Source organism: Cyanobium sp. T1G-Tous (genome assembly GCF_024345455.1).
GTDB lineage: Bacteria > Cyanobacteriota > Cyanobacteriia > PCC-6307 > Cyanobiaceae > Cyanobium_A.
In genome coordinates, this window is the sequence record NZ_JAGQBD010000050.1 from 1 (window position 1) to 5,488 (window position 5,488).

Below are 5,488 nucleotides of genomic sequence, written 5' to 3' on the forward strand. Positions count from 1 at the left end.
GTCAGCTTTGACGGCCTCGCTGTAGCGACGCATTGCTCTGCTCCATCAAGCCCCCTGGTGGAAAAAGTGGTCGAGATGGAGAGGCGTCATCTTTCCTGGCAGAGGGGGCTTCAGGTGGGCCTTTACCGTCTTAAAATCTTTTGGCCGAGGTCGTGCTTCTCAATCAAATGCCGGAACGCCAAGATTGTTCTCTCATCAGGGATTCGGTCGCTGATCAGTTCGATTCCTGCAAAGCGGCGTATGGTCGCAACCTCGATCAGAGCGTCTTCCATAGCTAGATCATTGAGGCTGTACCACTGCTGCACCAGGTGAATCCTCAGCATCGTGGCCAATGGATAGGGCGGACGGACTCCTTTGCTGCTGACTTTTGGATAAACAGGCTCGATCAGATCAAGCAAGGGCTGCCAGTGACGTAAACCCCAGAAACTGAACCAGACCTTATGAGAGCTTCCCTACCGGCCAGAATTGGCCAGGAGAAGCCCCACGAAACGCAAACGCCACAACCCCGAGCAGATCATCCGCAAGTTGCGGACCGCGGAGCAGCTGCTTAACCAAGGCCAAACCGTCGCCGATGTCTGTAGGGCTCTAGAGGTCTCAGCCCCGACGTATCACCGCTGGCAGCAACTATATGGCGGGATGAAGGCGACTGAGGCCAAACGCCTCAAGGAGCTTGAGCTGGAGAACAACCGCCTCAAGCGCCTTCTGGCGGATGCTGAGCTTGATAAAGCCATGCTCAAGGAGCTTGCCGAGGGAAACATCTAAGCCCGGAGCGTCGTCGCAGGGCCGTCGTGGTTCTGCAGGATCGATTCCGGGTTTCTCAACGGCGTGCCTGCCAGTTGGCGGGACAACACCGCAATACCCAGCGCCGGCCTGTGCCGCTGGCAGATATTGAGGAGCAGAAGCTCAAACAGCGGATCGGTGAGCTAGCCCGCCGCCATGTTCGCTGGGGCCGGCGCCTGGTTTACCGGCGGCTGCGGCTTGATGGCTGGAACGTCAATCACAAGCGAGTACAACGGATCTGGCGTGAGGAAGGTCTGCAAAGGCCCCAGGGCTGCCTAAAAGTTTAATCAAGAGTCCTTTGCCGCCATCGTCACGCCTCCCAGGGCCAGCATCCCTTGGATGTCGTAGGCCAGTTCACGAAACCCTTAGCGGATTGAGCGGTACCCACCGCGCCTGAGCAGGTTCATCACCACCGTCCGCAGGAAAGCAAACACCGGGACGCCATTCCGATTGGCGTAGCGATGGGCATCCTCGCCGAGCTGGACATCGCGGTCCCAGTGCCACTCGTTTTCAATGCTCCAGCGCTGCCGGATAAGCCGCAGCAATGCTTCTGGCGCTGTTCTCAGGCTGGTGATGAACAGGTGCTGCCTGAGCTCCCGTTTGCCTCTGCACGTGGTCGTGTCGGCGTTCACCTCCACGATCCAGGCGCTGCCTGGCCAGTTCTCCTTGATGTGATCGGGAGCTTCTTTCGCCATCAGCGTCCAGATGGTGTCACGGCCGTGCCGTTTCTCGTGATCCGTTACCACAAAGGGGATGTGACGCTATCCCTCAAACTGGCAGGCCACCTGACGGCGCAGGGCGCGTTGGTTGTTCTTAATCGCAAGGCAGACGTCAGCCCCCTGGTCGAGGCAGCATCGAAAAACGACTGCGTCAAATGCAGCGCATCCGCCTGGAATACTACCCCCTCAAGCTCCAGACCGCTCAGCAGATCCTACTGCTCCGCAGAAGCCTGCGGCTAGAGGGCGGCTCGCTCGCTGGACTCGTGGGTGTCGTAAGCCTTTTTGGCCAAGGCGACACCAAGCGCGCGGGCATACAACGTGACCTGGGCAACGAACCGATGGTTGCCGTCCTCGGTCTCAATGGCTGAACCGCGCAACGTCTTGCCGTCGCACACCAATTGGTCGAGACCCACTGTGCCACCGGGGATCTGGCTGAGAATCCAAGCCTAGAGCACCTCACCGAACTGCTGCAGGTGGGCCTTGTTGAATAGGTGCAGGAAAGTGGCATCTGAGAGCCAACGCTTGAAATCCAGTCCCAAGGCTTGGTTCAGGACTTTGAAGTGCCGCTTAGCAAAGGCCTCTAGATCGCGTGAGCTCCTGCAGCCGCTAAGGATTCCGAGCACAGCCACCAGCAGCAGGAACCACTGGGGGTAACGGACGCCACGCCTAAAACGTCCATCGGGAATCGCCTTGAGGAAGCTGATCAGATCAGCAGGTGCAAGCAGATCACCTGCAGCAGAACAGTTTTGGGGCAAGGGAAGCGGATAGACCCGCCGACCAAACCCAATGCTGACAGGTTCAGCAAGAATTACTAGGACAGCCTTTTAGGCGGTCCTGGATTCAAGCAAACTGAAAAGGCGGCTATGAGGCGTCATCGTTCCTAAAAGTTGCCGCAACAGAAACATATAGGAACAAAGGAATGGAGCCGATCCACCGACTCAATCTTCTGCTGAGCTGAAGCAGCTAGACCTGTTTATCAAGCCCAATCAGCTGTAACATGTCATAACCAAGGCAATTAGATCGTAGATAAGTTGGCCAACCCGAAGTCGACCTAATGACGAAAATCCCAAATAAACAAGCGCGTCTGCTTGAGAGGGTTCAATCAAAGACACCAAGGACAGGCACGAAGCACCAGAAACTGAGATAAATTTTTATGAACATTAGGCCGATCCCAGGCTTGTCCATTGAAAAAACGTTAAACTGCAGAAGTTCTAAATTTTAATAATGGTGGAGTTTTCTGAGAGTCAAAACAGTAATTTCAAAAACCTGTCTAAATCTTCATCCCTTGCTGTCCTCGCTTTCACAATTTTTGGACTTGTCAATGTTGCAGGGATTGCGACATCATTCGGAAGGCAAATTTTTACATCATCCATATTGCTTTCAGCCTTAAACATAATAGTCATTATTTCATGCTTTTTTTCGGCAATAGCGTTTAAAAGAGCTTCGACTAATTACTCTTTAATCGTGACTACGGAAAACAATGATCTTGCTTTACTTGCTTCCGGAGGCCAACAATTACAGAAAGCATTTACATGGTCATCGGCAACAGTATTGTTAATCCTAGTTCGATCCTCCTATTTCCACGCCAACTTTGATTTTGTATTAAGATAAATTGTCAAATAATTTTTGATATCCTGCATTCGCCCACTCCACAAAAGCCAACTAATTCATTCAAATTAAATGACGTCTTTTGAATTCTCTAATTTAGACAACGCTCAATTCAAAGGGTTGGCTAAAAAATGCAATCTAATTGCAATTCCACTAATTTTATTAAGCCTCTATCATCTGTCGCATGCTGTTTTCCCACTGCTCTACATGGAAGCGACCCGTGTGCTGCCTTCTTATTTCATCATCATGTCCGTAGTAGACATTTTTAGCCTTGTCGCGGCATACTTTTTCGTATGCGCATCAAGATCATATGTGGCAATTGTCAAAACTCAGGGAGCTGACATCGCCCTGCTAATAATTGGCAACGAACAATTAAGGTTTGCTCTTAATTGTCTCTGCATAACATTGTTTCTGTATTCAGCTCGTTTTGCACTAGCTGGAATCCCCTTAAAAGGTGTCATTCAAAACTAAGAGATTAAGTCTATCATCAATAAGGTTTTAGGGGGAAGCCAAAATATGAACCCGCAAAACTGCAGAAAGATTCCCACAACAAGCCTGTGATTTCTTTTCTCAAGCTTCTCATTTCTTTCCCCCTAAGTTAATTCCATAACAGAATAACCTTAGCAGACCAGCAGCCTAACCCTTTGCCATTCATTTCGTTAATCGTTACAACGAAGCACTTAAGGCTGATGTCAGGAGGCCGATGAGCCAGTCATATCGATTTAGCGTGGCTCGGAAATCATAGGAGCTGGCATTCACATGGTCGCCCCCAACATCTTGGGGAAGGGGTGGCGGTTGCAGGAAAAGGTGCTGCCTGCATCCGGGAACTAACCAAAATGAGATCAAAAGGTTGCAAAAGAACTGCATACCAAAGAGTGGGCCCTCTCGCAGACATGGGGTCTATTGATTACCGCAAACAAGACCCAAGCTTTTTGGGGAGAGGCCTGGAACGATTGACTTCGTCGGATGATCGCTGGAAGACCTTACAGATCCTTGATATGGGAATCGCTGATGGCACCCAAATGATTGAGCTGGCCAGGCTTAAAGACATGGGGCTCACAACACTGGAGCGTTTGCGCAGGCAGTTCAACAGTGATTGGGGCAATATCAAGGACCGTACAGACACTCATCACCATGTCGACCAGCCGCTAAGAAATGAGGAGCACCTGCAGATCCAGCTGACCTGCAAAGAACCCGAATTTGCTGCTCTGCCCGCCAGGGCAGATGGTGCCAAACCACGCCGGTGGAGGTTTATTAATTGATTCAGAGCGCAGCTTCTACCGGGTGTTGCACTGCCATGGCCAGCCCCATCGCCAGGCCGGGCACGGCCACCACATGAGCCCAGAACGGTTCCACGATTGCGTGCATCAGGCCCGAATCAGTTCTGGAGATGGGATATGACCTATCTGCACACAAGTGTCAAAGGCATCTGGATTTACCTATAGTTGGTTATCGACGTCTGGAGCCGCAAGGTCGTGGCCTGAGATGTTAAGGAGTGAGAAGACCCGGTCATTGCAACTGATCTGGTTTGCCGGGCCTGCCTGCGCAAAAGGATAAGCAAGGGCCGCCAGCAGCAGCTAGTTCTCCATGCCGCGACCAGGCACGCATAGCCGCAGTACTCTCCGAGAGTTGCGTGCTGCAACGCTGGAGGCGCGTCTGGAGAGGCTGGGCGTATTGCGATCGTTCTCAAGGCCCCAGGTTTCGAATGACAACCCCTACTCCGAACTATTCCGGACGGCAAAGTACCGGCCCGCTTACCCGAGCAACCCATTCATCAGCAATGACCATGCTGGCCAATGGGTCGCCGCGTTCATCGACTCGTACAACCACCGGCACAGAGGGATCATATTTGTGACGCCTCATCAGCGCCATTGCGGTCAAGCCGTTGGAATCTGCCAACACCTTGACCGGGCTTACGGGAAAGCACGCAAATTGAATCTCCGTCGATGGAGCCGAACGACCCACTGTGGCATCTTAAAGAAGTAGTCTTGATCAAGACAACACTTCCAGAAATAAAAGCAGAAACCGCTACATTTGCAATAGGTACTTAAATGGCAGCAGAGGGGTCAACTTTCCGGGCAGTCACCGTGATAGCTTCAAATAGTCAAATCCCTTGCCTCACATAATACAGATTGTGAAGATATCAAGAGGATAGTCAAGAACGATTCCCTAAAGAGCGAGAATTAAAAAAATAGAATTAAGCAATGGGAATGAATAAAATTGGCTCAGGGGCATTTGTCGAAAAACAAGAAAACAAAAGTGTACAAAATACGCTAGAAACCCTGTCAGCATTTGCACAAGTACATCTACTTGGCCTTAGAAAGATTCACGCCATTATAAAAGCGGCAGGCTCAACTCTTGATATGTTTATTACTCAAGAT

Annotated in this window: 7 protein-coding genes and 1 pseudogene; 4 read left to right on the plus strand and 4 right to left on the minus strand. The window is 51.2% G+C overall.

What is annotated here, in order from left to right; translation table 11 throughout:
* Positions 1–134: 134 nt before the first annotated feature.
* Positions 135–407 (minus strand): annotated as a pseudogene (locus KBY75_RS15205) (transposase); the annotation flags it as partial.
* A 58-nt stretch (positions 408–465) separates the two neighbouring features.
* On the opposite strand from KBY75_RS15205, the gene KBY75_RS15210 reads away from it, so the two are divergent.
* Both KBY75_RS15210 and KBY75_RS15215 read left to right on the plus strand, forming a co-directional pair.
* Positions 466–762, plus strand: a complete 297-nt coding sequence (locus KBY75_RS15210) for a transposase (RefSeq protein ID WP_255024560.1) — start codon at positions 466–468, stop codon at positions 760–762.
* A 26-nt stretch (positions 763–788) separates the two neighbouring features.
* The gene (locus KBY75_RS15215) at positions 789–1,067 is read left to right on the plus strand and encodes an IS3 family transposase (RefSeq protein ID WP_255024561.1); all 279 of its coding nucleotides are present in this window, start codon (positions 789–791) and stop codon (positions 1,065–1,067) included.
* 78 nt (positions 1,068–1,145) lie between these two features.
* Here the strand turns inward: KBY75_RS15215 and KBY75_RS15220 are convergent, their stop codons facing one another.
* The 3 genes from KBY75_RS15220 to KBY75_RS15230 form a co-directional block, all read right to left on the minus strand.
* On the minus strand, positions 1,146–1,526 hold the full coding sequence (locus tag KBY75_RS15220) for an ISAs1 family transposase (RefSeq protein ID WP_255024562.1): 381 nt from the start codon (positions 1,524–1,526) through the stop codon (positions 1,146–1,148).
* A gap of 209 nt (positions 1,527–1,735) precedes the next feature.
* Positions 1,736–1,912, minus strand: coding sequence for a hypothetical protein (locus tag KBY75_RS15225; RefSeq protein ID WP_255024563.1), 177 nt, complete (start codon positions 1,910–1,912; stop codon positions 1,736–1,738).
* Between the two features lie 33 nt (positions 1,913–1,945).
* Positions 1,946–2,254, minus strand: a complete 309-nt coding sequence (locus KBY75_RS15230; protein WP_255024564.1) for a transposase family protein — start codon at positions 2,252–2,254, stop codon at positions 1,946–1,948.
* A gap of 925 nt (positions 2,255–3,179) precedes the next feature.
* On the opposite strand from KBY75_RS15230, the gene KBY75_RS15235 reads away from it, so the two are divergent.
* Both KBY75_RS15235 and KBY75_RS15240 read left to right on the plus strand, forming a co-directional pair.
* Complete coding sequence (locus KBY75_RS15235) at positions 3,180–3,578, plus strand: hypothetical protein (RefSeq protein ID WP_255024565.1); 399 nt, start codon at positions 3,180–3,182, stop codon at positions 3,576–3,578.
* Between the two features lie 422 nt (positions 3,579–4,000).
* Entirely contained in the window at positions 4,001–4,369 is a 369-nt protein-coding gene (locus KBY75_RS15240) for a hypothetical protein (RefSeq protein WP_255024566.1), read from the plus strand.
* The last annotated feature ends 1,119 nt before the right edge of the window (positions 4,370–5,488 follow it).

Coding starts and splice junctions, on each gene's coding strand:
- KBY75_RS15235 (WP_255024565.1), top strand. CDS start 3,180: ATGACGTCTTTTGAATTCTCTAATTTAGACAACGCTCAATTCAAAGGG.
- KBY75_RS15240 (WP_255024566.1), top strand. CDS start 4,001: ATGGGGTCTATTGATTACCGCAAACAAGACCCAAGCTTTTTGGGGAGA.